This is a genomic window from Kocuria sp. CPCC 204721 (assembly GCF_040980945.1).
GTDB classification, from domain to species: Bacteria; Actinomycetota; Actinomycetes; order Actinomycetales; family Micrococcaceae; genus Kocuria; species Kocuria marina.
In genome coordinates this window covers 117,626-141,704 of the sequence record NZ_JAVKPO010000001.1, presented here as the reverse complement: position 1 = coordinate 141,704, position 24,079 = coordinate 117,626, and the positions used below count along the sequence as shown (strand labels likewise).

At 68.8% G+C, this 24,079-nt stretch carries 24 protein-coding genes; 14 read left to right on the top strand and 10 right to left on the bottom strand.

The features are described from left to right. The first annotated feature begins 69 nt into the window (after positions 1-69). The 5 genes from RF637_RS00660 to purM all read left to right on the top strand — a co-directional run bounded on the left by RF637_RS00660 (position 70) and on the right by purM (position 4,610). Complete coding sequence (locus RF637_RS00660; protein WP_368843888.1) at positions 70-1,071, top strand: asparaginase; 1,002 nt, start codon at positions 70-72, stop codon at positions 1,069-1,071. Positions 1,072-1,120: 49 nt separating this feature from the next. Further along, on the top strand, positions 1,121-1,486 hold the full coding sequence (locus RF637_RS00655; RefSeq protein WP_368835096.1) for a sterol carrier family protein: 366 nt from the start codon (positions 1,121-1,123) through the stop codon (positions 1,484-1,486). 71 nt (positions 1,487-1,557) lie between these two features. Further along, a complete protein-coding gene (locus tag RF637_RS00650; protein WP_206398633.1) occupies positions 1,558-1,899 on the top strand; it encodes a hypothetical protein in 342 nt (113 codons plus the stop codon). 12 nt (positions 1,900-1,911) lie between these two features. Next, positions 1,912-3,453, top strand: a complete 1,542-nt coding sequence (gene purF, locus RF637_RS00645) for an amidophosphoribosyltransferase (protein ID WP_064846355.1) — start codon at positions 1,912-1,914, stop codon at positions 3,451-3,453. Further along, positions 3,450-4,610, top strand: a complete 1,161-nt coding sequence (gene purM / locus RF637_RS00640; RefSeq protein ID WP_064846354.1) for a phosphoribosylformylglycinamidine cyclo-ligase — start codon at positions 3,450-3,452, stop codon at positions 4,608-4,610. Before purF ends, purM begins: the two co-directional genes overlap by 4 nt. Positions 4,611-4,730: 120 nt before the next feature. On the opposite strand, the gene RF637_RS00635 is transcribed toward purM, so the two are convergent. Then, on the bottom strand, positions 4,731-4,931 hold the full coding sequence (locus RF637_RS00635) for a DUF3073 domain-containing protein (protein ID WP_064846353.1): 201 nt from the start codon (positions 4,929-4,931) through the stop codon (positions 4,731-4,733). Positions 4,932-5,198: 267 nt separating this feature from the next. Between RF637_RS00635 and RF637_RS00630 the strand changes: the two genes are divergently transcribed. Beyond that, positions 5,199-7,085 (top strand): BCCT family transporter, encoded by a 1,887-nt coding sequence (locus RF637_RS00630; protein WP_368843887.1) that lies wholly within the window; start codon positions 5,199-5,201, stop codon positions 7,083-7,085. A gap of 51 nt (positions 7,086-7,136) precedes the next feature. Here the strand turns inward: RF637_RS00630 and clpB are convergent, their stop codons facing one another. Continuing rightward, entirely contained in the window at positions 7,137-9,827 is a 2,691-nt protein-coding gene (clpB, locus tag RF637_RS00625; RefSeq protein WP_035964117.1) for an ATP-dependent chaperone ClpB, read from the bottom strand. Positions 9,828-10,063: 236 nt separating this feature from the next. Here clpB and RF637_RS00620 point away from each other — a divergent pair, with 236 nt between their 5' ends. From RF637_RS00620 to RF637_RS00605, 4 genes are all read left to right on the top strand, one after another. Continuing rightward, on the top strand, positions 10,064-10,858 hold the full coding sequence (locus RF637_RS00620) for a hypothetical protein (protein WP_064846350.1): 795 nt from the start codon (positions 10,064-10,066) through the stop codon (positions 10,856-10,858). Then, a complete protein-coding gene (locus RF637_RS00615; protein ID WP_064846349.1) occupies positions 10,855-11,325 on the top strand; it encodes a phage holin family protein in 471 nt (156 codons plus the stop codon). The genes RF637_RS00620 and RF637_RS00615 overlap by 4 nt, the downstream gene beginning before the upstream one ends. Next, positions 11,322-11,945, top strand: coding sequence for a DUF3618 domain-containing protein (locus RF637_RS00610; protein WP_368843886.1), 624 nt, complete (start codon positions 11,322-11,324; stop codon positions 11,943-11,945). The genes RF637_RS00615 and RF637_RS00610 overlap by 4 nt, the downstream gene beginning before the upstream one ends. A 150-nt stretch (positions 11,946-12,095) precedes the next feature. Then, entirely contained in the window at positions 12,096-12,329 is a 234-nt protein-coding gene (locus RF637_RS00605) for a hypothetical protein (RefSeq protein WP_064846347.1), read from the top strand. A gap of 18 nt (positions 12,330-12,347) precedes the next feature. Here RF637_RS00605 and RF637_RS00600 read toward each other — a convergent pair whose 3' ends face one another. From RF637_RS00600 to RF637_RS00590, 3 genes are read right to left on the bottom strand one after another with little or no spacing between them, the layout of a single operon-like run. Then, positions 12,348-12,944, bottom strand: a complete 597-nt coding sequence (locus tag RF637_RS00600; RefSeq protein WP_368843885.1) for a DNA-3-methyladenine glycosylase I — start codon at positions 12,942-12,944, stop codon at positions 12,348-12,350. Then, positions 12,941-13,492 carry a GNAT family N-acetyltransferase gene (locus RF637_RS00595; protein ID WP_368843884.1) on the bottom strand — a complete coding sequence of 184 codons (552 nt, stop codon included), beginning with the start codon at positions 13,490-13,492 and terminating at the stop codon, positions 12,941-12,943. Before RF637_RS00595 ends, RF637_RS00600 begins: the two co-directional genes overlap by 4 nt. Next, a complete protein-coding gene (locus RF637_RS00590) occupies positions 13,489-14,145 on the bottom strand; it encodes a hypothetical protein (RefSeq protein WP_368843883.1) in 657 nt (218 codons plus the stop codon). The genes RF637_RS00595 and RF637_RS00590 overlap by 4 nt, the downstream gene beginning before the upstream one ends. A 52-nt stretch (positions 14,146-14,197) precedes the next feature. On the opposite strand from RF637_RS00590, the gene RF637_RS00585 reads away from it, so the two are divergent. Together RF637_RS00585 and RF637_RS00580 are read left to right on the top strand one after the other, a co-directional pair. After that, positions 14,198-14,869, top strand: a complete 672-nt coding sequence (locus RF637_RS00585; protein WP_144997273.1) for an HAD family phosphatase — start codon at positions 14,198-14,200, stop codon at positions 14,867-14,869. A gap of 94 nt (positions 14,870-14,963) precedes the next feature. Then, on the top strand, positions 14,964-15,614 hold the full coding sequence (locus tag RF637_RS00580; RefSeq protein ID WP_064846343.1) for an HAD family phosphatase: 651 nt from the start codon (positions 14,964-14,966) through the stop codon (positions 15,612-15,614). Positions 15,615-15,783: 169 nt separating this feature from the next. Here the strand turns inward: RF637_RS00580 and RF637_RS00575 are convergent, their stop codons facing one another. The 3 genes from RF637_RS00575 to RF637_RS00565 form a co-directional block, all read right to left on the bottom strand. Next, positions 15,784-17,370, bottom strand: a complete 1,587-nt coding sequence (locus tag RF637_RS00575; RefSeq protein ID WP_368843882.1) for a DEAD/DEAH box helicase — start codon at positions 17,368-17,370, stop codon at positions 15,784-15,786. Positions 17,371-17,541: 171 nt separating this feature from the next. Next, complete coding sequence (locus tag RF637_RS00570; RefSeq protein WP_368843881.1) at positions 17,542-18,294, bottom strand: SDR family NAD(P)-dependent oxidoreductase; 753 nt, start codon at positions 18,292-18,294, stop codon at positions 17,542-17,544. 94 nt (positions 18,295-18,388) lie between these two features. Beyond that, positions 18,389-19,165, bottom strand: coding sequence for a type 1 glutamine amidotransferase domain-containing protein (locus RF637_RS00565; RefSeq protein ID WP_144997267.1), 777 nt, complete (start codon positions 19,163-19,165; stop codon positions 18,389-18,391). 198 nt (positions 19,166-19,363) lie between these two features. Between RF637_RS00565 and RF637_RS00560 the strand changes: the two genes are divergently transcribed. Both RF637_RS00560 and RF637_RS00555 read left to right on the top strand, forming a co-directional pair. Continuing rightward, a complete protein-coding gene (locus RF637_RS00560; RefSeq protein ID WP_085106171.1) occupies positions 19,364-19,759 on the top strand; it encodes a hypothetical protein in 396 nt (131 codons plus the stop codon). Positions 19,760-19,910: 151 nt separating this feature from the next. After that, positions 19,911-21,485 carry a sodium:alanine symporter family protein gene (locus RF637_RS00555; RefSeq protein WP_312794885.1) on the top strand — a complete coding sequence of 525 codons (1,575 nt, stop codon included), beginning with the start codon at positions 19,911-19,913 and terminating at the stop codon, positions 21,483-21,485. 152 nt (positions 21,486-21,637) lie between these two features. Here RF637_RS00555 and RF637_RS00550 read toward each other — a convergent pair whose 3' ends face one another. Beyond that, entirely contained in the window at positions 21,638-22,513 is an 876-nt protein-coding gene (locus tag RF637_RS00550; RefSeq protein WP_368843880.1) for a D-hexose-6-phosphate mutarotase, read from the bottom strand. 50 nt (positions 22,514-22,563) lie between these two features. Next, on the bottom strand, positions 22,564-24,024 hold the full coding sequence (locus RF637_RS00545) for an amino acid permease (protein WP_368843879.1): 1,461 nt from the start codon (positions 24,022-24,024) through the stop codon (positions 22,564-22,566). Between the last annotated feature and the right edge of the window lie 55 nt (positions 24,025-24,079).

Sequence of the window (24,079 nt, the reverse complement as noted above, 5' to 3'; positions counted from 1 at the left end):
GCTCAGCGTATCGGCCACAGCCCCCGCCCGGGCAACGATTGCGCGGGCCACGCTGCCATACTGGAAGGTATGCAGACCTTCAGCTCGGACCAGGCCGTGGAACTCGCCGTGGTGCAACGCAGCGGCTTCGTGGAGTCCCGGCACAGCGGATCCGCCGTGGTGCTGGCACCTGACGGATCCGTGGCGTTCTCCGTGGGCGCTCCGGACGAGGCGATCTTCCCGCGCTCGACCCTCAAGCCGTTCCAGGCGATCGCCGCGATGAAGGCCGGGGCCCCGCTGCGCGGCGAGCAGGTGGCGATCGCGGCGGCGTCGCACACCGCCACGTTCGACCACCTGGACGCGGTCAACTCGATCCTCAAGGCGGCCGAGCTGGGCCCCGAGGCGCTGCAGTGCCCGCCGGACTGGCCCCAGGACGAGGACACGCGCGCGTGGTTGATCCGCACCGAACGCGGCCGCAACCGCATGTGCATGAACTGTTCGGGCAAGCACGCGGCGTTCCTGCTCGCGTGCGTGACCAACGGGTGGCCCATCGACTCCTACCTGAATCCCGAGCACCCGCTGCAGCAGCTCGTGATCGAGACCATCGAGGAGTTCTCCGGCGAGCGCGCCCAGCACGTGGGCGTGGACGGCTGCGGTGCACCGCTCACGGCGATCACCCTCACCGGCCTAGCCCGCATGTACTCCACGCTGGGGCGCGCCGCACGCAACGTCCAGGCTGACGCCCGCGCCGCGACCGTGGCCACGTCCATGCTCGACTACCCCGAGTACGTCCAGGGCCCGGGGCGTTCGAACACCGTGATCATGGAGGAGCTGGACGTGATCACCAAGCTCGGCGCGGAGGGCGTGCTGGGGCTGGGCACCCGTTCCGGGTGGTCCGTGGCCATCAAGATGCTGGACGGTTCCTCGCGCGCCAACTCACTCGTGGGCCTCACGCTGCTCGCGCACGCGGGTGCCATTTCCCGGGCCGACGCCGATCGCGTCCTCGAACGCGTCACGCACCCGATCACCGGGGCCGGGCGGCCCGTGGGTGCCATCGAGCTCGCCGAGCCGCTGCGGGAACTCCTGGGCTGACCGGCCCCCCCGATCCTCAATCCGAGATCCACGATCCCAGAGGTGGGCCATGACGATCCGACGCAAGGTCGATCCGGCGGACGGCAGCCTCGCGCTCGCGCGCTGGCGCCAATCCCCTGACGAGGCCGACCGCCGCACCACGGCCACCGCGGTGCGCTACTGCCTCGAGGAACTCGCGAGTCGCGCGGAGGGCAATTCCGTGGAGGTGCGCGTGCCGCCCTTCGGCGTGACCCAGTGCGTCCCCGGTCCGCGCCACACGCGCGGCACCCCACCCAACGTGGTGGAGACCGACGCCACCACGTGGCTCGCGCTCGCGACCGGACGCGCACGGTGGACCGACAGCGTCCGCGAGGGCAGCGTCGCGGCGTCCGGGACGCGCACCGACCTCAGCGCGTGGCTCCCGCTGTTCAGCTGAGGCAGCACCCACGCCCCACCGACGACATCGCGTGGCCCGCGCACGCCCGGATGCGCGATAACCTGGAAACCATGAGTGCCGCCGATCCCGAGACGCCCGCGCCCGCCCCGCAGCCCGGTTCCGCCACCGAACGGATGACGGTGCGCCGCGCCCCCAACATGGTCGCGTTCCTCATCACGGGCGCGGCCGTCGGGGCCATCGCGGGACTGCTCGTGGGGGCGCTGGGCCCCGGATCGCTCGCCTACACCCGCGGGGCCATCATCGGGTTCTTCCTCATGACGTTCCTGATCGTGGGTGCGACCGTGGGCGCCGTGGTGGCACTCGTCCTGGACCGGATCTCCCTCAAACGCTCCCGGCACGTGAGCGCGGAGGTCCAGGATCTTCACGGGGCGGACGAGCGCCCCGGCACATGAGACACTGTCTGCGTGGTTCGAGCTGACGGAAAACTCTCTCACGACCTCTTGCCCGGAGAAAAAGGCCCCCAGGACGCGTGCGGCGTGTTCGGCGTGTGGGCCCCGGGCGAGGACGTCGCCAAACTGACGTACTACGGCCTGTACGCGCTGCAGCACCGCGGGCAGGAGTCCGCGGGCATCGCGACGTCCGACGGGGAACGGATCTCGGTCTACAAGGACATGGGGCTCGTGTCCCAGGTCTTCGACGAGACCACGCTCAACACCCTCAAGGGGTACCTGGCCGTGGGACATGCGCGCTACTCCACCACGGGTGCGTCCCACTGGGCCAATGCCCAGCCCACCCTGGGTGCCACCCCGCACGGCACGCTCGCGCTCGCGCACAACGGCAACCTGACCAACTCCGCCGAGCTCTACGACCTGCTGCTCGACAAGTCCGGGTTCCCGTCCCGCGGTGAGATCGCCCGGGGCAACACCACGGACACCGCGTTGATCACCGCGCTGCTCGCGGAGCACCCCCTGAACTCGCTCGAAGAGGCGGCCATGATGCTGCTGCCCCGGCTCGTGGGGTCCTTCTGTCTCACGTTCATGGACGAGGCCACACTCTACGCCGCGCGCGATCCCCTGGGCGTGCGTCCCCTCGTGCTGGGCCGACTGGAACGCGGCTGGGTCGTGGCCTCCGAGACCGCTGCGCTGGACATCGTGGGCGCCTCCCTCGTGCGCGAGGTGGAACCCGGTGAGTTCATCGCAATCGACGAGAACGGCCTGCGTTCGCGCCGTTTCGCGGAGGCGAAGCCCGCGGGGTGCGTGTTCGAGTACGTGTACCTGGCCCGCCCCGACACCACGATCGCCGGGCGCTCCGTGTACGAGTCCCGCGTGGAGATGGGCCGACAACTCGCGCGCGAGCACGCCGTGAACGCGGACCTCGTGATGCCCACCCCCGAGTCCGGGACCCCCGCCGCGATCGGATACGCGGAGGCCTCGGGCATCCCGTTCGGACACGGACTCGTGAAGAACTCCTACGTGGGCCGCACGTTCATCGAGCCCTCGGACACCATCCGTCAGCTCGGGATCCGGCTCAAGCTCAACCCCCTGCGTTCGATCGTGGCGGGCAAGCGCCTGGTGGTCGTGGACGACTCGATCGTGCGCGGCAACACCCAGCGGGCCCTCGTGCGCATGCTGCGTGAAGCGGGGGCGGCGGAGATCCACGTGCGGATCTCCTCCCCGCCCATCAAGTGGCCGTGCTTCTACGGCATCGACTTCGCGTCCCCCGCGGAGCTGATCGCCAACGGGCTCGCCGTGGAGGACGTCCGCGCCTCCCTGGGCGCCGATTCCCTGGGGTACATCTCCGAGGAGGGGATGATCGAGGCCACCGCCCGCCCCCGTTCCACCCTGTGCACCGCGTGCTTCTCGGGTGATTACCCCACGGCCCTGCCCAAGGCGGACCGGCTCGGCAAGTCCGTGCTGGAATCCCCCGGGGCTCACGCGGAACCCTCTGAGGACCTCGTGGACCCAGCACCGCGCACCGACACCGCCCACGAGGAGACCACCGCATGAGCCAGTCCCGAGCCCACGGCACGGAAGCCGTCACCTACGCGAGCGCGGGGGTGGACGTCGAGGCCGGGGACCGCGCCGTCGAACTCATGAAGTCCGCCGTGAAGGCGACCCACACGTCCGGCGTGGTGGGCGGCGTGGGCGGCTTCGCCGGGCTCTTCGACGTCTCCGAGCTCACCGGCTACCGCAAGCCCTACCTGGCCACGTCCACGGACGGCGTGGGCACCAAGGTCGCGATCGCCCAGTCCCTGGACGTCCACGACACCATCGGGTGGGACCTCGTGGGCATGGTCGTGGACGACATCGTGGTCGTGGGCGCCAAGCCGCTGTTCATGACCGACTACATCGCGACCGGCAAGGTGGTCCCGGAACGCATTGCGGACATCGTGCGGGGCATCGCCGCGGCGTGCGAGGCCGCGGGCACCGCCCTCGTGGGCGGAGAGACCGCCGAGCACCCCGGGCTGCTGGGCGTGGACGAGTACGACGTCGCCGGTGCGGCCACCGGCGTGATCGAGGCGGACGAACTGCTCGGCCCGCAGCGCGTGCGTGACGGGGACGTCGTGATCGGCATGGCGTCCTCCGGGCTGCACTCCAACGGGTACTCCCTGGTGCGCCGGGTCATCAACGTGGCCGGTTGGCAGCTGGACCGCCAGGTCAGCGAACTGGGCCGGACCCTGGGCGAGGAATTGCTCGAACCCACGCGCGTCTACGCCGCGGACGTCCTGGACCTCGCGCGGGCGTTCCCCGTGAACGGTCCGGACGGCACCACGGGCCACGGCGTGCGCGGCTTCTCCCACGTGACCGGCGGTGGTCTCGCGGCCAACCTGGCGCGTGTTCTGCCCGCGGACCTGCAGGCCACGGTGGAGCGCTCCACGTGGTCCCTGCCGCCCGTGTTCCAGCTCGTGGCGCAGCTCGGTCAGGTGCCCCTGGCGGACCTCGAGCGCACGCTCAACCTGGGCGTGGGCATGGTCGCGATCGTGGACCCCGCCGTGGCCGACGCCGCCGTGGCCCACCTCACCGAACGCGGGCTGCCGTCCTGGATCATGGGCCGCGTGGGTCCCGTGGACCCGGATGCCTCCCGCCACGGCAGTGACTGGGTGCAAGGCGCCAAGGGCGTGGCCGGCGGCGGCGTGCTCATGACAGGTGACTACGCCCTCTGAACGCGCACCGAGCGCCCGCGACGCGACGGGCACGCAAGGAACCGCCCACACGCTCGTGTGGGCGGTTCCTTGCTCTGCTGGTCACGATGACGACGCCGCCGCGGTGGCGCGGCGAGCGGATCAGTCGTAGTCCGAGTACTTCTCCGCGTAGGTCGAGTAGTCGTCCTCATCCTCGGGACGTTCCTCGTGATCCATGGCTCGGGAGGACGGTTTGCTGCTGCGCAACTCCCGCTGCAACGCCGAATAGTCGGTCTGCGGGCTGAAGTACTTCATCTCCCGCGCCTGTCGTGTCGCCTTCGCCTTTTGACGGCCGCGCCCCATGGCGTGACCCCCTCTGCGTCTCGTGTCCGATCGGCGGTACCGTGTTGAGCACACAGTACGGCCCCGGAGTGTCTTGTCAGTTTTTCGTGTGTCCAGGGTACATGTTTTGTACGCTTCTCGCGCACCCGCACCCCGTGCGTCCACCCCGGGCGAATCCCGGGCCCTCACGGCGTCGTTCGAGGAAACTCGCGGGGCGAATCCGGCCGGTACAGTGAAACGGCCCCGGCGGCGCAGTCCGCACATTCCCCGCACCAGAGCAGGTTCGCCATGAGTTCATCCCCGCGGAGGGTCCCGCCCTCCGAGAGTCCGTATCCCCATGATACCCACCCGGGCCTGGTCCCCGGGGTCTCGGTGGAGGAGCAGCGGGTGCGCTACCGCACGGACAAGATCACGTTCGGGGTCGCCGGAGCACTGATCGTGGGGTTCGTGGTGTGGGGTGCGGTCTCCACCGAATCGCTCACCACGGTGTCCAAGGGTGCACTGAACGCGGTGGTGACCTACGGCGGATGGGTCTTCACCCTGTTGGCCGCCGTGATGCTGTTGTTCCTGCTCTTCGTGGGGTTCTCACGCTACGGCCGGATCCCCCTGGGCAAGGACGGCGAGGAACCGGCCTACTCCATGGGGTCGTGGATCGCCATGCTCTTCGCGGCGGGGATGGGCGTGGGGCTCATCTTCTTCGGTATCTACGAACCCGTCACGTACTACATGACCCCTCCCCCGGGACGCGCCGCGGCGGAGAGCTACCACGCGATGCATTCCGCACTCGCACAGACCATCTTCCACTGGGGACTGCAGGCGTGGGCCATCTACGCGCTCGTGGGGGCGGCCGTGGGCTACGCGGGCTATCGCCGTGGGCGGCCCCTGCTGATGTCCGCGATCTTCGGCCAGGGCGCGCACCTGAGCGTGGGCGGGCGGCTCATCGACATGTTCGCGATCGTGGGCATCCTCTTCGCGACCTCCGCCTCCCTGGGATTGGGCACGCTGCAGATCGGCCGCGGTCTGCAGATCATCACCGGTCTCGGTGAGGTGGGCAACGCGGTGCTGATCGCGATCATCGCGGTGCTCACGTGCGTGTTCCTGATCTCCGCGGTCTCCGGCGTGGCCAAGGGGATCCGCAGGCTCTCGAACTTCAACATGGTGCTCGCGGCCGTGGTCGCGTTCTTCCTGTTCGTGGCGGGCCCGACCGTGTTCCTGCTGAACTTCATCCCCTCGGTCGTGGGCACGTACTTCGGTGAGATGTTCCAGATGCTGTCCCTCTCCGCGTCCTGGGGCACGGAGGCCGAGGAATTCATGCGCTCGTGGACCCTGTTCTACTGGGCATGGTGGGTCTCGTGGGCGCCGTTCGTGGGCGTGTTCGTGGCCCGCATCTCCCGCGGGCGCACCCTGCGCCAGTATGTGAGCGTGGTACTGCTGGCACCCACCGTGATCTGTGTGCTCGCGTTCTCGGTCTTCGGCGGCACCGCCATCTGGTTGCAGCGCGACGGCGTGGACATCGCGGGTGCCGCGTCCCCCGAGGACATGCTCTTCCGCGTCCTGGACGCCCTGCCGTTCGCGCAGATCACGCCCATTGCGATCATCGTGCTGCTGGCCGTCTTCTTCATTACGTCCGCGGACTCCGCGACGCTCGTGATGGCGTCCATGTCCCAGCAGGGCAAGCCCGAACCGGACCGGAAGATCATCATCTTCTGGGGTGTGGCCCTGGCCGGGGTGTCCTCCGTGATGCTCGCGGTGGGCGGGGCGAACGCCCTGCAGGGTCTGCAGGACCTCGTGACCGTGGCGGCGCTGCCGTTCGCGGTGATCCTGCTGGCCCTGATCCCGGCGTTCCTGCGGGACCTCTCCACCGATCCCATGAGTCTGCGCCACCACTACGCGCGCACGGCGCTCGACAACGCGGTACGCCAGGGCATGGACGAGCACGGGGACGATTTCGCCCTGGAGGTCCGCCACCAGGAGGGCCCCGCCGCGGCCGGTCACGACGTGGACTCCACGGGGGAGCGCATGAGTTCGTGGTACCAGCGCACCGACGAGAACGGTCAGCCCGTGGAGTACGACTACCGTCAGGACACCTACGTGGACGAGCGGCCGGCCGCGGGCGAGAGGCCCACCGTGGATGAGCGGTCGCCCCGGAACGGACGACCGCCCGAGCAGCACTAGGCTCCTCGGGCGGTCGCGGTCACCGCGGACGCATCCGCGGTGACCGGGGTGTCACTCGTCGATGATCTCCGCGTCGACGACGTCGTCGCCGCTGTCCCGCGCCGCGGCGTCGTGGGCGTGCGCGGCGTCGTCGTCCTGCGGGTCGTCGCCGTGCGAAGCGGTGACAGTCAGGCCGTCCTGGGCGACGTCCGGGTTGACGTCCACGAGCACGGTGTCCCCGTCCGTGATGGCGCCGGAGAGCAGCCCGCGCGCCAAGCGGTCACCGATCTCGCGCTGCACGAGCCGACGCAGCGGGCGGGCACCGTAGGCGGGGTCGTAGCCCGTGATACCCAGCCACTCGCTAGCCCCGGGCGTGACCTCCAAGGACAGGCGCCGCTGCTCGAGACGGTGCGCGAGCTGGGCCACCTGGATGTCCACGATCTTGGCCAGGTCCTCGGTGCTCAGCGGGTCGAACATGATGATGTCGTCCAACCGGTTGAGGAACTCCGGCTTGAACGAGGCGTTGACCACGCCCATCACGGCGTTCTTCTTGGCCTCCTCGTCCATGGTGGGATCCACCAGGAACTGGCTGCCCATGTTCGAGGTCAGGATCAGGATCACGTTGCGGAAGTCCACCGTGCGGCCCTGCCCGTCGGTCAGGCGACCGTCGTCCAGGACCTGCAGCAGGATGTCGAAGACCTCGGGATGGGCCTTTTCGACCTCGTCGAGCAGCACCACCGAGTACGGACGACGCCGCACGGCCTCGGTCAGCTGCCCGCCCTCGTCGTAGCCCACGTACCCCGGAGGGGCACCGACCAGGCGTGAGACAGAGTGCTTCTCCGAGTACTCGGACATGTCGATGCGGATCAGGGCGCGCTCGTCGTCGAACTGGAAGTCCGCGAGGGACTTGGCCAGCTCGGTCTTGCCCACGCCCGTGGGACCCAGGAACAGGAACGAGCCGATGGGGCGGTCCGGGTCCGAGATCCCCGCGCGGGAACGCCGTACGGCGTCCGCGACCGCACTCACGGCCGGCTTCTGCCCGATCAGGCGCTTGCCCAGCAGCTGCTCCATGTGCAGCAGCTTGTCGGACTCGCCCTGCAGCATCTTGCCCGCGGGGATACCGGTCCACGCGGAGATCACCTCGGCGATGTCGTCCGCGGTAACCTCCTCCGAGACCATGGTGTCATGCCGGGCCCCGGCCTCCTCCTGCGCCTGTGCGGCGTCCAGGTCCTTCTGCAGAGCCGGGATCTCGCCGTACAGCAAGCGGGAGGCCTCCCCCAGGTCACCGTTGCGCTGGGCGCGTTCGGCCTGCGAGCGCAGGTCGTCGATCTGCGCCTTGAGGTCACCCACGCGGTTGAGTCCGGCCTTCTCGGCCTCCCACCGCGCGTTGAGGGCATCCAGCTCGGCCTCCTTGTCCGCCTTGTCCTGGCGCAGAGCGGCCAGACGTTCGACGGACGCGGGGTCTGTCTCCCCGTCCAGGGCCAGTTCCTCCATGGTCAAGCGGTCCACGGAGCGGCGCAGCTCGTCGATCTCCTCCGGGGCGGAATCGATCTCCATGCGCAACCGGGACGCGGCCTCGTCAATCAGGTCGATGGCCTTGTCCGGGAGCTGACGGCTGGGGATGTAACGCTGGGACAGTTGGGCGGCGGCAACGAGGGCCGAATCCGCGATCTGCACCTTGTGGTGCGCCTCGTAACGCTCCTTCAACCCGCGCAGGATCGCCACGGTGTCCTCGACCGAGGGTTCCCCTACGTAGACCTGCTGGAACCGACGCTCCAGGGCGGCGTCCTTCTCGATGTTCTCGCGGTACTCGTCCAGCGTGGTGGCACCGATCAGGCGCAGCTCACCGCGGGCCAGCATGGGCTTGAGCATGTTGCCCGCGTCCATGGACCCCTCGGACGCACCCGCACCCACGACCGTGTGGATCTCGTCGATGAAGGTGACGATCTGACCCTCGGACTTCTTGATCTCGTCCAGGACGGCCTTGAGGCGTTCCTCGAACTCCCCGCGGTACTTGGCGCCGGCCACCATGGACCCCAGGTCCAGGGAGATCAGCGTCTTGCCGCGCAGCGACTCGGGTACGTCCCCTGCGACCATGCGCTGGGCGAGACCCTCGACCACGGCGGTCTTACCCACACCGGGCTCACCGATCAGCACGGGGTTGTTCTTGGTTCGGCGCGAGAGCACCTGGACCACGCGGCGGATCTCCGAGTCACGCCCGATCACGGGATCGAGCTTCCCCTCGCGGGCGATCGCCGTGAGGTCCGTGCCGAACTTCTCGAGGGATTGGAAGGTCCCCTCCGGGTCCGGGCTGGTGACCCGTCGGTCACCGCGCACCTGCGGGATGGCCTGTGCGAGCGCCTCCGTGGTCACGCCCGCAGCCTGCAGCGCCTCGGCGGTCTTGTCGCGTCCCGCGGCCAGACCGTAGAGCAGGTGCTCGGTGGAGACGTACTCGTCCTTGAGTTCACGCGCGTAGTTCTCCGCAGCCTGCAGTGCCTGCAGCGCGGTGCGGCTCAGCTGGGGCTGGGCCGTGGAGGTCCCGGATGCGCTGGGCATCTCGTGGATGATGTTGCTCGCCTTGATGGACACGGCGTCCGCGTTGGCACCGGTGGCCTGTAGGACGGCGACGGCCACGCCGTCGCGCTGGTCCATGAGCGCCTTGAGGACGTGGGCGGGCTCGATGTTGGGGTTGCCCGCGGTCGCGGCGTTCGACGCTGCAGCGCTCAGGGCTTCTTGGGACTTGGTCGTGAACTTGGTGTCCACGGCGGCTCCTTCCGACAGTAGTGATGACGTTGACTTCAGTTAACTTGAGTCTACCACGCTCAACTTGGTACGGGAAGCCCGACATTCTGCTCAGTGCGAAATGATTTGTTAATTCATTTTTTATTCCGCATTTTCGGCCCCTTCGGGTGGAAGTGGATTATCGAATGCTCTATACTGAGCCCTCGATAATATGTAACCTTATTAAATCGACCACATACTGCAGGAAAGGTGCCACTATGAGCAACAACAACGATCAGCGTCGAGCTGGTCAACAGACCCACTCCCAGGGTTCCACCGAGGTCCCGTCCAAGAAGGACGTCGCCGCGGAATCCGGCAAGGTCGAGGCGCAACAGCTCAAGAACGAGGCGGCTGGATCCGGCCGCCGCGTGAAAGAGACCGCCAAGGAGCAGGCCGTCGCCGCCAAGGACGAGGCCATGGGCCAGGCGCACGACCTGTGGGGCCGCCTCAAGGAGGACCTACAGGGCTACGTGGGCCCGCAGCAGGAGCGCCTCGCATCGACCGTCCGCTCCGTGAGCGACGAGGTGGACGCCATCTCCCAGGGCAAGAAGCCGGAGACCGAGTACGTCAGTGGCCTGCTCGGCAACGCCTCGGGCACCGTGAACTCCCTCGCGTCCTCGCTGGAGAACAAGGACCCGCAGCAGCTGCTCGGTGACGTACGCCGTTTCGCCGCCCGCCGTCCCGGGACCTTCCTGGCCATCGCGGCCGGCATCGGTCTGCTCGCCGGGCGCGCCACGCGCAGCGCCAAGGACAGCGACGAGATCGGCAACGACCACCACGACACCGTCGCCCGCACCCAGGCACCCGCGTACGGCACCCCCAGCACGGGTGACACGTACGCGTACCGCAACGACACCCGTGGCGAGGGCACCCGCACCTACACCGACCGGGTTCCCGGCACGGTCTACCCGGATCAGCGCGACGCGCAGGTTCCCGGCACCACGTACCCCGGTCAGGGCGACACCCAGGTCCCCGGCACCACCTACCCCGGACAAGGCAGTGAGCGTCGATGAGTCACCCCATTCCCCCGTCGGAACCCGAAGAGCGGGCGGAGCACGAGTCGCTCGGTGAGATGTTCAAGTCTCTGAGCACCAACCTGACCACCCTGATCCAGCAGGAGATCGCGCTGGCCAAGGCCGAGGCGAACATGGCGATCCAGAAGGCCACGGACTCCGTAAAGGTCACAGGTAAGGGCGCGGGACTGTTGGGAGGCGCCGGTGTGGCCGGCCACTTCGTGCTCCTGTTCCTATCCCTGGCCCTCATGTGGGCCCTGGGCAACCTGGTGGGTCTTGGCTGGTCGGCCGTGATCGTGGCGGTCATCTGGGCGATCATCGCCGCGATCCTCGCCGCGGTGGGCAAGAAGAACCTGGACCGCGGCAAGCGCAAGATGGCCCAGGCCACCAAGGACCCGCTGCCCCGAACCCGCGAAACCGTCAGCGAAATTCCGGATACCGTGAAGCCTTCCAAGGAGACCCGATGAGCCAGCAGAACCCTGATCAGATCCGCGCCGATATCGAAGCCACCCGTGCACGCCTGAATGCGGACGTGGACGCCGTGGCGGAGAAGGTGACCCCGGAAAAGGTGGTCGACCGTCAGAAGAGCAAGGCCCGCCACAAGATCCAGGACGTCCGTGAGTCCATCATGGGCTCCGCAGAGGACGCCCGGGACACAGGCCGCGACCTTCGTGACGAGGCCTCCCACCGCATGGACCAGGCCGGCGAGGCCATCAGCAACGCCCCGGCGGCCGCCCGGGCCAAGACCCGTGGCAACCCCATGGCCGCGGGCCTGATCGCCCTCGGTGCCGGTTGGTTGATCGGTTCCCTGCTGCCCTCGAGCCAGAAGGAGCAGGAGCTCGTGGCCGAGGCCGCCGACCGCGCCCAGCCGCACCTGCAGAGCGCCATGGATTCCACCAAGGAAGCCGCGCAGGAGATCGCGGACGACCTGAAAAAACCGGCCAAGGAGGCTGCGGAGTCGGTCAAGCAGACCGCGCAGTCCGGCGCCCAGGAGGTCAAGGAGCAGGGTCAGCAGGAAGCCGGCCAGCTCAAGGGCTCCGCGCAGGAGCACGCCAAAAACGTCAAGGACGACACGCAGCGGGCCTGATCCGCTCGTAATCGCACCCTAGGGCCCCTGACCGGGAACGGTCAGGGGCCCTCGGGCCTTTCTCACCCCTGCGTCGGGCATAATGGAGGTGGGACGCGCGTGCGCTCCCCAGAGTTCTCTCCCCACCCGCAGTCTCCAAAGGAACCCGCCGTGGACACCGATTCACCGTCCGATGAGACCACCCCGCGCAAGCCGAGTCGGCTGCAGCGTTTCAACAAGGTGGTGATGCGCTTCGTGGGACCGGCCAACCGCAGCTCCATGAACCTGCGGGGCAACACCGAGATGACCCCCGAGGCCCAGGACTGGTACCGCAACCTCCAGGACGACTACGAGATGGTCAGGGATTCCGACGGCCGCAGCTATCTGCGCCGTCGTGATCGATAGCGCCCGCGGCACCCGGTCTCACGTCCAGACCCCAGAGGTCCTGCGGCGGTGGCTGCCCACCAAGTGGGTGTCCACCATCCCGATCGCTTCCATGAGCGCGTACATGGTCGTGGGGCCCACGAACACGAACCCGCGCCGCTTCAGTTCGCGGGACAGGGCCCTGCTCTCATCCGAGGTGGTCGGGACGTCCGCGAAGCGATCGGGATGCGGGGTACTGCTCGGCATGAAGGACCACACGAGGTCCGCCAGACCGCCGTCTTCGCGCAGAGCCACGGTGGCTCGCGCGTTCGTCACGGTCGCCTCGATCTTGCGCCGGTTGCGGATGATCCGCGCATCCCCCAGGAGCCGCTCGACGTCCCGTTCGTCCATGGCCGCCACGGCCTCCGGGTCGAAGCCGTGAAAGACCTCCCGGAACGCCGGCCGTTTCGCGAGCACCGTGCGCCATGACAGCCCGGATTGGAACGCCTCGAGCGTCACGCGCTCGAACAGCCTGGTCTCGTCCCGCACCGGCACGCCCCACTCGTGGTCGTAGTACTCCCTGAGCAGTGGGTCCGAGGCCGCCCATCTGGGCCGGGCGAGACCGTCCGCACCGATCACGAGATCGGGATCACTCATGCTGCCTCCCCTTCGTGCGCGGTGGGTGCCCGGAGCTCGAAGAGTGCGCACTCGGCGTCGTAGTACGCTCGGCTGAGACCGCGGTGGGTCATGCCCAGGCGACGACACACGGCCTGCGACGCCCGGTTGGCTGGGTGCGTCACGGCGACCACCCGGTCCTGACCGTGCTCGAAGGCGTGGGCCAGCACGGCACGGGCCGCCTCCGTGGCGTATCCGCGTCCCCACGCGCGCGGGTGCAGATGCCACCCGACCTCCACGTCGGTCGCGGTGTTCGTGCCGGAATCGGGGATGGGCTTGAGCAGCAGGGTCCCCGCGAGGGCGCCGACCGGGTCGACGATAGCCCACACACCGAGCACCGGCTCGTGCGCATAGCCCTGGTCCCAGCCCCGGATCTTCTCCCGGGCCTGCCCGTCCGAGCCCACGCGCTGCGTGCCGTCCCCGATGTAGCGCTGCACCTCGGCGCGTGCATACAGGTCACGCACGAACGCGGCGTCGTCCGCGCGGTAGGCACGCAGCATGAGTCGCGGCGTGCGCAGCGGCACCGTCACGGTCGTTCCCGGGACGACGACGTCGCGCTCGCCGGCGCGGGCCCGGCACCGGCGGCGTCGGCGTCGGCGTCGGCGTCGGCGTCGGCGTCGGAGGCAGCGTCGAGACCGCGGGGGTGCGCCTCAAGGCGGTCCAGGCGCTCGTCCTCCGTGAGGGGCTCACCGCGCAGCCGGCGCGCCGTGACGCGCAGATCCGTGAGCGCGAGCAACACCAGGGCGACCGCGAGCGCCACGGACAGCACGCCGAAAATGTTGACAAACCCGTAACTCAACTCCACGTACTCGGCCCCGACCGCATGGGTGAACAGGGACTGCATACCGTGGGCGGTGGAATCCGGGAGGAAGAACCCGAAGCACAGCGTGATCGCCCATGAGGCCACCGCAGTGAGCATGCCCCGCCGGCTCATGGCGTGGGACGGGTAGCTGAGTGCGTCCCGACGGAACAGCGCCGCCGCGATGACGTGTAACAGCAGGATGGGCAGCCCGATCGCCGCCGCGTAGACCGGGGTGAGGGAGCCGAGCAGACCCGCGACGCCCCGGCCGAAGCCGACCCACAGGGCCAACGCCGCGGCCACCGCGATCATGATTACCGGGAAGGCGCCGGACAGCGCGGATCCCGGTCTGTGATGGGCGGACGCGGGATCGGAAGCACTCATACGTCCATCGTAGGGCGCGGTCCGTGTCGGGGCGGGCACGTACCGTGGGGTCATGAGCACCCACGACTTCCCGCAGGCCGTCCTCTTCGACCATGACGGCACCCTGGTGGACACCGAACCGCTGTGGGAACTGGGCAAGCAGCGGATCGTGGCCGCGCACGGGGGTGAATGGACCGAGCGGGACACCCAGGACACCCTGGGCAGGCCGCTCGCGACCACCGTGGAGCGGTTGAGCGCGCTGGGCGTACCGGGGTCGCTGGACGAGGTCTACCGCGAGTTCTACGGGGTGCTGCAGGCGGTGTTGGAGGAGAACCCGCCCACGTTCATTCCCGGGGTCGTACCTCTCCTGGAGGACCTGGACCGTGCCGGGATCCCCGCGGCGATCGTCACGAACGCGACCTCCGAGGTGGCCCGCTACACCGCGTCCCTGGCCCCGGACAACCTGTTCCGGGTGATCATCGGGGACCAGGAGGTGGCCCAGGGTGTCAGGCCCAAACCGGATCCGGACGCGTACCTCGAGGCCGCCAGGCGTCTGGGCGTGGCGCCCGGGGCGTGCGTGGTCGTGGAGGATTCGCCCTCCGGCGCGGCGTCCGGCGTGGCCGCGGGGATCACCACGGTCGTGGTCCCGGGGGTGCAGCAGGTCCTGCCCGGACCCGGCATCGTGCACGTGGCCGATCACGCGGCGCTCACCCTGGACTTCCTGCGCGGTCTGGCCCCTGCATAGCGCGGCGGCATCCCGACGACGCCGCCTCCGGCCCCGGGGTTCGCCGGTAAACTGGGGTCCCATATCCCACCCCCGATGCTTCCGAAAGGTGGCCATGACCTACCCCCTGGCTGTGCTCTTCGATCACGACGGCACCCTCGTGGACACGGAGCCCCAATGGGCGGCCGCCAAGCGCAAGGTCGCGCAGCGGTACGACCAGAGCTGGACCGTGGAGGACGATCACGCGACCCTCGGGGGGACCGTGCCGGATGCGGCCCGCAAATTCGTGGAACGCGGGGCCACCGATTCCGTCGAGGACATCACGCAGCAACTCGCCGAGCACGTGATCGACAGCATGGACGACCGTGTACCCTTCCTGCCCGGCATGCGCTCGCTGTTGAGCGAACTGAGCGAGGCCGGTATCCCGGCGGCGATCGTCACGAACGCGCTGAGCTCGGTCGCGGGGACCACCGCCGCTGGTGCCCCGGACGTGCTCACCCGGATCGTCTCCCAGGACGACGTGACCCGTCCCAAGCCGGATCCCGAACCGTACCTCACGGGTGCCGAACTGCTCGGGGTCGCCCCGCGGAATTGCGTGGCCATCGAGGACTCGGAACCGGGGGTGCGCAGTGCGGTTGCCGCGGGCATGACCGTGGTGGTCGTCCCGGGTGACAAGCCCGTCCCCGACGGCCCGCACCGGGTGTTCGTCAACGCGCACGAGGACGTCACCCTGGACTTCCTGCGCTCGCTCACTCCTCCGGAGTAGGCCCGCGGGCATGATGCCGGAACCGCCCCGACCCGAACCAGCAATAGAGAACTCCCGGTCCGATGACTCATCAGACCGGGAGTTCTCCACTGGGAAGCGCAGTTCCGCGAGCACCGTTCCACCCCGGGGTCGAGGTGGGACAGCGCTCGCGGCGACCCTCGCCGAGCGATCAGCGAGTGGGCTGACCCGCCCGGTTGTTCTCACGACGCCGCTGCGCCGCCGCCGTGGCGCGGTCCGGAACCCGGTCCGCCCCGTGGCCGCGCTGGGCGGAACCACCGCGGGCGGAGCGGGACGCGCCGGGGCGTGCGCTACCGGAGGCCGCGCCATCGACGCTGCCACCGCGGCGTCGTTCACTGGAGCGAGCCTGCGAACGCCCGTTCGAGGGACCGCGCCCGGCACCGGCGTCGCCGGAACGAGCACCGTTGCCGCGTCCGGCGGCCTGAGCGGAACCGCGACCGCGGCCCCGGCCCGAACCGCCACGGCCACCGCGGCGGGACCCGGAGGCACCCCCGCCGGAACGGGAAGCGGAAGGCGAGCCACCGGTCGCGCCGGTCGGGGTGGCACCCGGCGCAACGCGCTCGGCGCGCTCGCCCACGAGGTCCTTCACGACCTCGGAACCGGGTGCGACCTGGTCCACGCGGGGCGTGACACCGGCCTTTTTCATGAGCTTGTTGACGTCCGAGCGCTCCTCGGTGGTCGCGATCGTGATCACGGACCCGGAGGCGCCGGCCCGCGCCGTGCGGCCGGAACGGTGCAGGTAGGACTTGTGCTCGGCGGGCGGGTCGATGTGCACGACGAGTTCGACGTCGTCCACGTGGACACCGCGCGCGGCCACGTCCGTGGCCACGAGGACCCGCACGTCACCCGCGGAGAACGCGGCGAGATTGCGGTCCCGCGCGCCCTGGGACAGGTTACCCTGCAGGTCCACCGCGGGGATCCCGGCCTGACTGAGCTTCTTGGCCATCTTCTTGGCGCGGTACTTGGTGCGGGTGAACATCATCCGCCGACCGGTGCCCGACGCGAGGGTCTCGATCAGCGCTTGCTTGTGATCGCTGTCGGTGACCAGGACGTGGTGGTCCATGGTGGTCACCGCGGCCTGGGCGTTGTCCGCCGAGTGCAGCACCGGGTCCTTCAGGAACTTCTTGACCAGGATGTCCACGCCGTTGTCCAGCGTCGCGGAGAACAGCAACCGCTGGGAGCCCTTGGGGGTGCGGGACAGGATCCGGGTGACCACGGGCAGGAAGCCCATGTCGGCCATGTGGTCGGCCTCGTCCAGGACGGTCACGCGGACGTCGTCGAGCGTGAGCAGACCTTGCTTGATGAGGTCCTCGAGCCGGCCCGGGCAGGCCACGACGATGTCCACACCGCCCGCGAGCGCCTTCTCCTGGTGCTTCTGGGAGACACCGCCGAAGATCACGGTGGTGTTCAGCCCCGCGGCCTTGGCCAGGGGGGCCACGGTGCGATCGATCTGGGTCGCGAGCTCACGCGTGGGAGCCAGCACCAGGCCGGTGGGGCGGTTCGCCCGGCGGGCCACGCGGGACGAACCGGGGGCGAGTCCCGCGAGCCGGGACACGAGCGGCAGCGCGAACGCGACCGTCTTGCCCGAGCCGGTGCGGCCGCGGCCGAGCACGTCACGCCCGGACAGTGAATCGGGGAGAGTTTTCTCTTGGATGGGGAAAGCTTCCGTGATGCCCACGCGGGCGAGGTCAGCGGAAAGCGCCTCGGATACACCGAGGTCTTCAAAGGAATGAGACAAAGAACGTCTTTCAGGTTGGTCCGCGCGAAACGATTCCGCGCGCACGCGCCATGTTGGGGCGCGAACTGCGCGCCTCGGACCGGCGCGCCTCTACCCCGCAATGTGTACGGGGGAACCTGACCATTCTACACGCGTGCCGGAACACCCGTGACCCGCGGGTGTCGCCGCTACTCAGACCGCCGTGTACCCGCCATCCACCAGGAAGTAGCCCCCGGTGATGAAGGACGCGCCGTCCGAGAGCAGGAACGTGGTCAGCTGAGCCACTTCCTGCGAGGTGCCCAGCCGCCCCATGGGGTGCTTGTCGATCAGTTCCGACAGCATCTGCGGGGGCAGGTTCTTGAGCAGCGGGGTGTCGATGTAGGCGGGACCCACCGCGTTCACGCGTACGCCGCGTCGGGCGTAGTCCACGCCCGTCTGCTTGGTGAGACCCACCAGACCGTGCTTGGCCGCGGTGTACGCGCTGTTGCCCACGGCAGTGGCCACGGTGGAATGGATGGAGCCGATGTTCACGATGGCCCCTCCCCCGTGCTGTTCGATCACGGGCAGCTGGGCGTGCATCCCGTAGGCCACGCCGGTGAGATCGATCGCGAGCGTGCGCTCCCACGCCTCGATATCGGTCTCCCCGAGGGCCTCCATCTGCCCGCCCACGCCAGCATTGTTGACGGCGTAGTGCAGTCCGCCGTAGGTCTGCACCGCGAAGTCGACGGCGGCCACGGCGTCCTCGCGCTTGGAGACGTCCTGACGGATCCCGGCGGCGTCCCCGCCGTCCGCCATGATGGCCTGGACCACGTCGTCGATCCCGGTGGCATCGATGTCCGTGACCACCACCTTGGCGCCCTGCCGGGCCAGGTGTTTGGCAATGGCCTCACCGATACCGGAGGCGGCGCCGGTGACCAGCGCGACACGGGACGTGAACTCTGGCATGACAACTCCTGGCGTCGAATCCATGGGGACCGCTTCCAGTCTCACCCGTGTCGCCGCCGACCACCAGGGCGTGCGGCAATGAGTCAGGACGCCGTCACTCGTCGTCCTCCGCGGCCTTCTCCGCGTCCCGCTCCGCACGCAGCTTCTGGGCGGCCTCTTCCTCCTCCGCCTTCTGTTCGCGCACGACCTCGGTGAGCAGCTTGGTCATCTCCTTGGCCACACCCGCGGCGGACTGGGGGTTCTGCCCCGTGACGAGGCGCTCGTCCACCTGGACGTTCTCCTCCCAGTTGTCGGCGAGCTTGACCGTGGCACCCTGTTCCTCGAGCTTGTCCTGGAGCAGGTACGGCACCACGTCCTGCTTGCCCACGGCTTTCTCCTCCGCATTGGTGAACGCGGCCACCTTGCGCCCGGACAGCAACGCCACGCCCGTGCCGAGCTCCACGTCCACGAGGCCGGAGGGGCCGTGGCACACCGCGCCCACCACGCCACCGGAGTCGTAGACGGACGCGATGAGCTTCTGCAGGTCCGCGTCCCCGGTGAAGTCCCACATGGTGCCGTGCCCGCCCACGAGGTAGACGGCGTCATACTGGGAGGGGTCCACCACGGAGACCCGCGGCGTGTTGTAGAGGGACGCCTTGACGGTCTCATCCTGCGTGAACTCCACCTGGACGGGGTCGTCCTCCTGGACCTCGTCACGCGGGGGCTGACCCCCGGCAATCGAGGCGAAGTCCACGAAATAGCCGGCGTCCCGGAAGACCTTCCACGGGTGGGACGCCTCGGCCACGTTGTAACCGGTGGCCTCCCCCGTGTCTCCCAGGGTGTCCTGGCTGGTCAGCACCAGGAGGATCTTCTTCATGGTCTCGATGTCCATGGTTCTCCTTTCCGAGGGCGCGCGATGTGGCACCACAGTAGACATCGCACCGTGGGCGGCGTCCGTGCGTTCACTGTCGGCATGTTGCACCCACCCCGCCGCCGTGAAAAGGCCCGCTGTTAGGATGAACAGCGATCCCCGGTGGGTACCCAGGGCCCTGCTCCGCCCCCACCGCACTTCCCGACGAAAGGCTCAGTCATGCGCATTTCCAACGCCATTCTGCGCGGTGTCCCCGGCGCGTTCCTGCTCCAGTCCGGCTACGGCAAGCTCGGCATGGACGCCGAGTCCGCCGAGGGCCTCAAGCAGTTCGCCTCCACCGGTGTCCCCCAGTTCGCGGACTGGGACTCCCAGACCTTCACCAAGTTCATCGCCGGCACCGAACTGGCCCTGGGCACCGCCCTGCTGACCCCGTTCGTGTCCAAGCGCCTGGCCGGCGCGGGCCTGCTCGCCTTCAGCGCCGGGCTGCTGAGCATGTACTTCCGCAACTCGGACATGACCCAGGAGGATGGCATCCGCCCGTCCGAGCAGGGCCTGACGCTGTCCAAGGACGCGTTCCTGGCAGCCATCGGCGCGGCCCTCGTGCTGCAGAAGTAACGCAAGCACCACGCTTTCCCGACGACGCCGCAGTGGTCCGCCACTGCGGCGTCGTCGTCTTCCCTGCCGGGACCGCGCCCCCGGGACGCGCGCCGAGCTGCTACGTTAGTCAGCAATTCGCACCGTTGCTCACGGAAAGCTCCGTACCCCCATGGAAACCCTCCAACACAATCTGGACTTCGTTCGTGACCTGATCTGGGGGCCGTGGCTCCTGATCCCCCTGCTGCTGGGAACGGGGATATTCCTGACGTTCCGCTTGCGCGGCATCCAGTTCCGACTCTTCACCAAGGCCATGAGCCTGGGATTCGGGCGCCGTTCCCGGGCCACCGGGGAGAAGGGCGACATCTCCTCCTTCGCAGCGATGTCCACGGCGCTGGCCGCCACGGTGGGGACGGGCAACATCGTGGGTGTGGCAGCGGCCATGTCCATCGGCGGCCCCGGCGCCCTGTTCTGGATGTGGATCACCGCGCTGTTCGGCATGGCGTCCAAGTACGCAGAGTGCTTCCTGGGCGTGCGCTTCCGCACCCGGGACACCGCCGGTCAGCTCACCGGCGGACCGCAGGTATACCTGGCCCGCGGCATCCCCAATAAGTTCGGCCGCTTCCTGTCCGTGATGTTCGCTGTGTGCTGCGTGGTAGCCACGTTCGGGATCGGCAACATGACCCAGGGCAACGCGATCGCGTCCAACCTGGAACACACCTTCAACGTCTCCCCCGTGATCACCGCCGTGGTCCTGGCCGTGGGCACCGGGCTCGCCCTGCTGGGCGGGATCCAGTCGATCGCCAAGGTCACCACATACATGGTCCCGCTCATGATCGTGCTCTACATCGGTTCGGGGCTGTACATCATCGGCGTGAACTACCAGGGAATCCCCGAGGCGCTGCGCCTCATCTTCACCGGCGCGTTCACCCCCATGGGTGCCGCCGGCGGTTTCGTGGGCTCCACGGTGCTCATGGCCATCCAGATGGGTGCCGCCCGCTCCCTGTTCTCCAACGAGTCCGGCATGGGCACCGCCTCGATCGCCGCGTCCGTGGCGCAGACGAGCCACCCCGTGCGTCAGGGTCTCGTGTCCATGACCCAGACCTTCGTGGACACCCTGGTGGTCATCTCCATCACCGGTTTCGTGATCCTCACGACCGGGGTGTGGAACGGCGCGGACACCGCGACCATGACCTCCGTGGCGTTCTCCACGGGCCTGCCCGGTTCGTGGGGCGGGATCGTGGTCACCATCTGCCTGGTGCTGCTGGGTTACTCCACCGTCCTGGGGTGGGCGTACTACGGCGAGCGCAACGTGGAACGCCTCGCGGGGGCCCGAGCGGCCATCGTGTACCGCGTGATCTTCTCCCTCGCGGCCGGTCTGGGCGCCCTCGCCCCGCTCACGCTCGTGTGGTCCTTCTCGGACATCATGAACGGGCTCATGGCCATCCCCAACCTGATCGGGCTGATCATCCTCTCCGGCCTGGTGGTCCGGGAGACCAACCTGTATCTGAAGAACGATCCCAAGTTCAACGCCACGACCGATCAGATCGACGCGTTCATGGGCACCCACCCCGGTGCCCTGGACGCCCAGATCCACCACACGGTGGACCTCTCCTCGGCCAACCCGGCGCTGTCGGAGACGGGTACGCTGCCCGTGGTCCCGCCCGCCGAGTCCCCGCGCGCCGGGGCCGCTACCTGTGCGGCACCGGGGGGCGACGCCGCGGCGTCGTCCGCCGAGCGCGACTGACGGTCCCGCACCCCGGGGCTTTCGCCCCGGGGCATTCCCACACCGGGGCGTTCCCCGCGGGGTGCGGGCCGGGCCGAGCGGCGCTCTCGGCGGGCGCCAGCGACGTCGCGTGGCGAGAGCGCGCTCAGGTGCCGTGGGCGACGGGTGCCCGCTCAGGCGTCGTGGGCGAGGGGATCCTGCGCCGTGAGCTCCTGCACCTCGATGCTCTGCACGAGGGTGTGTGACTCGCCGGCGGCGAGCCGGACCGGGGAGCCCATCACGTTGCCCGCTTCCACGCACAGCATCTGCTGCCACTCGTCGTCCGCGAAGTCCGCCATGGCCACGGACTTGTCCGCCCAGGGGTTCCACACCACGGTGCTGTCCGAGCCCTCCTTGGTGATCACGAGGGTGCGACCGAGCTCGGGGTCGGAAACCCGCACCTCGCCGCGATGGGCGAACACGGCGTCGGTCTCGCCCGTGATCGTGAGTTCCCCGCTCTGGCGCCGCTGCTCCTTGGCCACCTTGTGGTAGTAGGAGACACCGTCGAGGCCGGTCACGCTCACGCGCCGGGAATCGCCCACGTGGAGGTAGCTGTGCAACGCCTCCTCGAAGTCGAAGATCCCGGTGCCGGTATTCGTCACGGTGAGCGCCATACGCAAGCGGGCGCCCACGGTGACCCGGAACCGGGCCTCGAACTCGTGGGGGAACGTCTCGCGCAGGTGTTCGGCCACGTCCGCGGGCGTGAGGGTGAACTCGGCGTAGGCGTGACCCTCGGTGTCCTCCCCCTGCTCGGCGAGCTGCCACTCGGTGATCCGCGCGAACCCGTGTGCGGGGTCCATGTCCCCCGTGCGCCCGGGGCCGAACCACGGGAAGCAGATGGGGACACCGCCGCGGACCGCTCTGCCCGTCTCGTTGTAGGAACGGGAAGAGACCCACAGCACGGGCTCGTGATCCTCCGGTGCCCACGACACCACGTGCGCGCCGTAGCTCAGGACGGATCCCGAGCCGTCGGCGCAGGACAGGGACAGGGGTTCCGGCAGTCGAGTCATGTCCCCAGCTTAAGCATGGGGTGCGTGCTGAACAGGGGGCCAGGTGTGTTCTATCGGGACGGGTGTTCATGCTCCACGGGGCGGGCCATCTCCTGCTTGAACCACTCGAAGGTCTGCCGGTGGGACTCCGTGCGGCGTACGAAGGCCCACGAGATTCCCAGCACCACGAGCCACGCGGCCACCGCGACCAGCCCCGTGGCGGTCTGGGGATCCGTGCTCAGCGCCCACGCCACGAACACGAAGAACGCGAGCACCACAGCGCACATCACCACGCCGCCGGGCATCTTGTACTCGGAGGTGGCGTGGCGCTCGGGGAACTTCGTGCGGTAGCGGATGTAGGAGGTCAGGATCATGGACCACACGAACACGAACAAGAGGGACGCCACGGACGTGATCAGCGTGAACGCCTCGATGATCGAGTCCCCCGCGTAGAGCACGGGGATGGTCAGCAGCAGGATGCCCGCCGTGAGGTACAGGGCCCGCACGGGTACGCCCACGCGGTTGAGCCCCTTGAAGATCCCGGGTGCGCTGCCCTCCGCGGAGAGACCGAACATCATCCGGGACGTGGAGAACACCCCGGAGTTGGACGAGGACATCGCGGAGGTCAGCACCACGAAGTTCACCACGGACGCGGCGCCCGCGAGCCCGGCCAGCGCGAACATGGCCACGAACGGGGACTGCTCGGGGTTGATCGAGCGCCACGGGGTGACCACCAGGATGGCCAGGAGGGATCCCACGTAGAAGATGAGGATGCGCACCGGGACGGAGTTGATCGCCCGGGGAAGGGTCGTGCGGGGATCACGGGCCTCGGCCGCGGTGGTGCCCACGAGCTCGATGCCCACGAACGCGAAGACCGCGATCTGGAACCCCGCGACCACGCCCATGGCGCCGTTCGGGAACCACCCGCCGTCGTTCCACAGGTTCGCGAGCTGGGCGGTGTGCCCGTCCGGGGATGCGAAGTGGGTCAGCGCCATGATCGCGCCCACCACGATCAGGGCCAGGATGGCCACGATCTTGATGAGCGCGAACCAGAACTCCATCTCCCCGAAGTTCTTCACGCTCACGGCGTTGAGCAGGAACACGATGAGGACCACGAGGACGGTGGGCAGCCACAGCGGGACGGCCGCCCACCAGAACTGGACGTAGCCCGTGATGGCCACGAGCTCGGCGACCGCCGTGACGATCCAGCAGAACCAGTAGGACCAACCCACGAAGAACCCCGCCCACGGGCCGATCAGATCGGCGGCGAAGTCCGCGAAGGTCTTGTAGCGCAGATTGGACAGCAGCAGCTCGCCCATGGCGCGCATCATGAAGAAGAGGAAGAAACCGATCACCACGTAGATGAACACCACGGCCGGGCCCGCCAGGGAGATGGTGCGCCCCGATCCCATGAACAACCCGGTGCCGATCGCACCGCCGATCGCGATCAGTTGGATGTGTCGATTGCTCAGGCCCCTGCTGGGCTCGGAGTGCGTGTGCGGCGGCGACACCGCGGTGGAGCTGTTCGTCATGGAGTCAGAGGGTACTCCCGGGCGGGCGCCCAACCGTAGCGGGGCCTGCGCCCGG

What these genes read in the sequence shown, in the direction of transcription:
- RF637_RS00570 (WP_368843881.1), bottom strand. Translation starts at nt 18,294, where the DNA reads ATGCCAGAGTTCACGTCCCGTGTCGCGCTGGTCACCGGCGCCGCCTCC.
- RF637_RS00555 (WP_312794885.1), top strand. Translation starts at nt 19,911, where the DNA reads ATGGAAACCCTCCAACACAATCTGGACTTCGTTCGTGACCTGATCTGG.
- RF637_RS00545 (WP_368843879.1), bottom strand. Translation starts at nt 24,024, where the DNA reads ATGACGAACAGCTCCACCGCGGTGTCGCCGCCGCACACGCACTCCGAG.
- RF637_RS00600 (WP_368843885.1), bottom strand. Translation starts at nt 12,944, where the DNA reads ATGAGTGATCCCGATCTCGTGATCGGTGCGGACGGTCTCGCCCGGCCC.
- RF637_RS00650 (WP_206398633.1), top strand. Translation starts at nt 1,558, where the DNA reads ATGAGTGCCGCCGATCCCGAGACGCCCGCGCCCGCCCCGCAGCCCGGT.
- RF637_RS00660 (WP_368843888.1), top strand. Translation starts at nt 70, where the DNA reads ATGCAGACCTTCAGCTCGGACCAGGCCGTGGAACTCGCCGTGGTGCAA.
- RF637_RS00565 (WP_144997267.1), bottom strand. Translation starts at nt 19,165, where the DNA reads ATGGACATCGAGACCATGAAGAAGATCCTCCTGGTGCTGACCAGCCAG.
- RF637_RS00580 (WP_064846343.1), top strand. Translation starts at nt 14,964, where the DNA reads ATGACCTACCCCCTGGCTGTGCTCTTCGATCACGACGGCACCCTCGTG.
- RF637_RS00655 (WP_368835096.1), top strand. Translation starts at nt 1,121, where the DNA reads ATGACGATCCGACGCAAGGTCGATCCGGCGGACGGCAGCCTCGCGCTC.
- RF637_RS00585 (WP_144997273.1), top strand. Translation starts at nt 14,198, where the DNA reads ATGAGCACCCACGACTTCCCGCAGGCCGTCCTCTTCGACCATGACGGC.
- RF637_RS00635 (WP_064846353.1), bottom strand. Translation starts at nt 4,931, where the DNA reads ATGGGGCGCGGCCGTCAAAAGGCGAAGGCGACACGACAGGCGCGGGAG.
- purM (WP_064846354.1), top strand. Translation starts at nt 3,450, where the DNA reads ATGAGCCAGTCCCGAGCCCACGGCACGGAAGCCGTCACCTACGCGAGC.
- RF637_RS00620 (WP_064846350.1), top strand. Translation starts at nt 10,064, where the DNA reads ATGAGCAACAACAACGATCAGCGTCGAGCTGGTCAACAGACCCACTCC.
- RF637_RS00610 (WP_368843886.1), top strand. Translation starts at nt 11,322, where the DNA reads ATGAGCCAGCAGAACCCTGATCAGATCCGCGCCGATATCGAAGCCACC.
- RF637_RS00550 (WP_368843880.1), bottom strand. Translation starts at nt 22,513, where the DNA reads ATGACTCGACTGCCGGAACCCCTGTCCCTGTCCTGCGCCGACGGCTCG.
- RF637_RS00590 (WP_368843883.1), bottom strand. Translation starts at nt 14,145, where the DNA reads ATGAGTGCTTCCGATCCCGCGTCCGCCCATCACAGACCGGGATCCGCG.
- RF637_RS00560 (WP_085106171.1), top strand. Translation starts at nt 19,364, where the DNA reads ATGCGCATTTCCAACGCCATTCTGCGCGGTGTCCCCGGCGCGTTCCTG.
- RF637_RS00630 (WP_368843887.1), top strand. Translation starts at nt 5,199, where the DNA reads ATGAGTTCATCCCCGCGGAGGGTCCCGCCCTCCGAGAGTCCGTATCCC.
- RF637_RS00615 (WP_064846349.1), top strand. Translation starts at nt 10,855, where the DNA reads ATGAGTCACCCCATTCCCCCGTCGGAACCCGAAGAGCGGGCGGAGCAC.